This is a genomic window from Methanospirillum sp., from assembly GCF_035560735.1.
In the GTDB taxonomy this organism is placed as follows: Archaea; Halobacteriota; Methanomicrobia; order Methanomicrobiales; family Methanospirillaceae; genus Methanospirillum.
In genome coordinates this window covers 1-4,098 of sequence record NZ_DATMYY010000379.1, presented here as the reverse complement: position 1 = coordinate 4,098, position 4,098 = coordinate 1, and the positions used below count along the sequence as shown (strand labels likewise).

The following is a 4,098-nucleotide window of genomic DNA, read 5'->3' as shown; positions in this document are numbered from 1 at the left end:
ATCTATATTGTGATCTATAGACCAGCGACAATTCACAGTGAAATTCCCAAATGAAGTGGAAGAATATACCTGGTTCAATTAAACAGGAGATCTGATACTTGGATTTGAAATCTCTGGTGCATGTAGCAACAGAATTACAATAATAAACAAATGAGCAGGAACGGCATCTATTCGTGAATCCGGAGATTCTGGTAATCAACCCACCTGTCCAACTGGTAACTGAGTATCTCTACCTTCCCAGTGTAACCTATACGAATCTGACCCATACAAATACCATCACTATGAAAAAGATAGTAATGAGAAACATCTCACAATTTTCTCTCTTTAATTTGGTAGATTGCATTCAGGAAGTGGATGTGAACACAGATGGTCAGCCAATTATAAACCAACCTATAGAGATGGAACAGAATATACCCCAAATTATGGTTGGTGAATAAATCATGCGAACCCTGTTTGATACAACAAAAATAGGCTCTCTAACTCTGAAAACCAGATTCATCAGATCAGCCACCTGGGAAGCAATGGCCGACCAGTCTGGACATCCCACCGAACGCCTGATCAAAGTATATGATGAACTCGCCAGGGGAGGGGTAGGTTTGATCATTACCGGAGCAACCACCATAGTCCCTGATCCAACAGGACTTCCGGGCATGATGAGTATCGCTGATGACTCATTTATTCCAGATTATCAGGGCCTGACGTCAATTGTTCATCAATATGATGTTCCGGTTATAATGCAGATCACCTTTGTTGGAAGAGGTGGAGACTGGCAGACACCTGGCGGGTCCACCCTTCATGAACTATACTCAATCTCACGGGCATATGGTGAGGCAGCAATTCGAGCGAAAAAGTCTGGCTTTGATGGAATCCAGATTCACGCAGGGCATGGATACTTTTTAAGCCAGTTCTTAAGCTCAAAAAAGAACACACGAACTGATATGTACGGGGGTTCGGTTGCAAACCGGGGCAGATTTATTCTTGAGATATATGACGAGGTTCGTTCAAGGGTTGGTATGGATTTTGGGATTTTTATCAAGATCAACTGTGGAGATTTTGAGGATGAAGATGACGGGGTTTTTGAAGCCTGCCAATATACGTGCACCCAGTTATCAGCCAGAGGAATTGATGGAATTGAAATAACCGGCGGAGCTGGGAAAGGACTTCCTCTTCCACCAAGGGGAAAATATTCAGAATCCGTATTCAGAGATTATGCAGCCATGATTGCAAAAGCGATAGAAACCCCGGTAATCATGGTTGGTATGAACAGGAATCCGGTAGTTATGAGTGAAATCCTGAACACTACAAATATTGCTTACTTTTCCATGTCCCGGCCCTTCATCAGAGAGCCAGACCTGGTTCAGACATGGAAGGAACATCCCGATACTGAAGCGGCATGCACGTCATGTGATGCATGCCGAAAACAGGATGCAATTGTCTGCCCATTCAGGTAAAATGAAAAAAGGGTGTCCTGGTTTAGCAGGATGATGAAACCGAGAAATCCTCACTTGGTTTATAAAAGGGATCGGTGAGAAGGACGTATTTCATGTCTGTTGATGCAGTCAGTTGCTGTTCAGCCTTAGAAGGAATGTAAAAAATATCCCCTTTTTTAATAGTGTGCGGAACACACCCAATCGTTATCTCACCTGAACCTTCAAGCATATACCCAATCTCTCCGCTTATAAGATAATGTGAGCCAATTGTATGCTCCATCGGAACAGAAACGACAGCTAAATCAAATGATAAGGGAAGAGCATCACCATTTGTGTCAAGAATCCGATTAACACTGAAACTGGCGTTGTCAGTTTCATTACCAAACAGGATCGGGGAAACTCCATCAAAGGCTATTTTATATATATTCTGTTTTCCTGTTTCCTGAACCGGGACTGGTGATGAAAGAGCAGATATAAAGGTAAGAGTCTCATTTCCAATGTTTTCTACGTCAAACAAAGATCCTTCTGGAACGACAACAGTATCCTCGGATTTTGCATTGACAGATAATGTGTCAGCTGATACCTTGGCATTTCCAGAGATCAGATATAACGCATCGGGAGCAGAATTGGCTGCACTGGGGGTGTATACAGCTCCCGGATTTACCTGAATAATCCTGACAGATGCAGGTGTTCCACTTGACCCAGACTGGTTCAGCAGATCAAGGATGTCTATCCCCGCCGGATTCTGGGATAAATTTTGGTTCAAATCACTAGCGAGAATAACTTTACCGTTAGCAGGGCTTTCATTACCTGTTTCTGCAAAACATACCTGAGAAGACAGAAGAATAACAAGGGAAATAATAAGGTATGTAACGATGCGATTCAGATCCATACGAATAATATTGCTGGAACATAATAAATTTTTCAATTGAAAATTTGACCTCATAACGAAGGTAAGATCATGGACCATTATTTCAGGGGTACTCTATGAATAACCATCATATTGAACGATTAAGCAGATACTGTATTAATCACAGGTAATACCAATGAAGATAGCAATAGCAGGAAAAGGTGGAGTCGGAAAGACATTCATTGCCGGAACACTTGCCTGTATGTATGCTGCAAAAGGCCTGAAAACTATAGCAATAGATGCTGACACATCACCAAACCTGGCCCTTATGCTCGGCATGTCACCAGAAGATACATCCCGGATTCTTCCAATAGCAGAAAATCAAAACCTCATTGATGAGAAGACAAAAACAGATTTTCCGGGTGTCTTCAAATTATCATATACTGTAGATGACATTGTATCATCCCAAGCTGTTTCAACCCCATGCGGAGTGAAACTCCTTGTTATGGGAATGATCAGGGCAATGGGAACAGGATGTGCATGCCCGGCTCATAACCTCATCCGGACACTGATGTCTCATCTCATTGTCGAGCGCAATGAAGTCCTTATTATGGATATGGAGGCAGGAGTGGAACATCTGGGAAGAGGTACTGCGAAGAATGTTGATATCCTTTTGATCATAACCGATGCACATCAGGCATCATTACTAACAGCAGGCAGAATCACAGACCTTGCCAAACCGTCTGGGATTCCAAACATTGCATATGTAGCAAATAGAGTGACCAGCCCGGAAGTTGAGAATAGAATCAGGGAATCAGCCAGACAACATAATGTTTCGATCCTGGCACATATTCCATATGATCAGGATATTCTTACATCAGGGATGATAGGAAAATCAGTGACAACTGAAATAGAATATAAAGCGGTGGCAGCAGTTCGAACTCTTGCAGAGATCCTTGAACAGAATTTTCTGTCCGGCTAGCATTTGATAGTACCATGAAGATTATTGTCACAATGGGCCGGGGAGGCACCGGCAAAACAAGTTTTGTAAGCCTGATTGCTGATTATTTTATCAGGAAAGGGGACACCCCACTCTTGCTCGTCGATCTTGATCCTGATCAGAATCTGGGAGAGATGGTTGGTGTGGATCTTGAAGCAGAAGGACGTAAGACAGTAGCCGAACTTCTTGAAGATACATTCATTGGCAAAGGTGGAACTACCATAGGAGTTGCTCCCTCTGAACGAATTGAACACCGGATATGGAGAGATGGACTGTACGAAGGGAAAAACTTTGATTTCCTTGCGCTTGGAACCAAATGGGTTGAAGGGTGCTATTGTATGCCTGATGCAGCGTTGCGGGATGCTCTTTCAAGACTGACCAAGCAATACAAATATGTCCTTATTGATGCTCCCGGGGGCCTTGAACATCTGAATCGTCGAGTCACTGCCGATGTTGATGAGATATTTGACGTCATCGGCCCATCCAGTAAATCATTCTCCCACTTAATCAGGGCAAAAAGAGTTGCTGAAGAGTCGGGAATCCATTGGAAAAATTTTTCCAGTATCGGAGGATTCCTGTTCCCTCAAGGACTTGCCACTCGTGCAAAAGAAATCAGTGAGATCCGGTACCTGGGGAAGATCGAGTTTGATGAAGTAGTTGCAAAACGGGTAATTGAAGGACTTCCATTGATTGGGTTGCCTGTAGATCTTCCGGGACCTGCTTCAGTACAGCAAATTCTTGAATCCGCAGGGTATTGAGACACCATAGGGCTATACGTTCATAATATACCATTGGATTGATACAAATCAGTACAACCA

The 4,098-nt window shown here is 43.1% G+C and carries 4 protein-coding genes; 3 read left to right on the top strand and 1 reads right to left on the bottom strand.

Going from position 1 to position 4,098, the window contains the following annotated elements; translation table 11 throughout:
* The first annotated feature begins 440 nt into the window (after positions 1 to 440).
* Positions 441 to 1,451: an NADH:flavin oxidoreductase gene (locus VN429_RS11215; RefSeq protein ID WP_325633336.1), complete on the top strand. Its 1,011-nt coding sequence runs from the start codon at positions 441 to 443 to the stop codon at positions 1,449 to 1,451.
* A gap of 22 nt (positions 1,452 to 1,473) precedes the next feature.
* On the opposite strand, the gene VN429_RS11210 is transcribed toward VN429_RS11215, so the two are convergent.
* Complete coding sequence (locus VN429_RS11210) at positions 1,474 to 2,322, bottom strand: cupin domain-containing protein (RefSeq protein ID WP_325633334.1); 849 nt, start codon at positions 2,320 to 2,322, stop codon at positions 1,474 to 1,476.
* A 154-nt stretch (positions 2,323 to 2,476) separates the two neighbouring features.
* On the opposite strand from VN429_RS11210, the gene VN429_RS11205 reads away from it, so the two are divergent.
* Together VN429_RS11205 and VN429_RS11200 are read left to right on the top strand one after the other, a co-directional pair.
* The gene (locus tag VN429_RS11205) at positions 2,477 to 3,262 is read left to right on the top strand and encodes an ATP-binding protein (protein WP_325633332.1); all 786 of its coding nucleotides are present in this window, start codon (positions 2,477 to 2,479) and stop codon (positions 3,260 to 3,262) included.
* 14 nt (positions 3,263 to 3,276) lie between these two features.
* Positions 3,277 to 4,038 (top strand): ATP-binding protein, encoded by a 762-nt coding sequence (locus VN429_RS11200; protein WP_325633330.1) that lies wholly within the window; start codon positions 3,277 to 3,279, stop codon positions 4,036 to 4,038.
* Positions 4,039 to 4,098 lie beyond the last annotated feature (60 nt).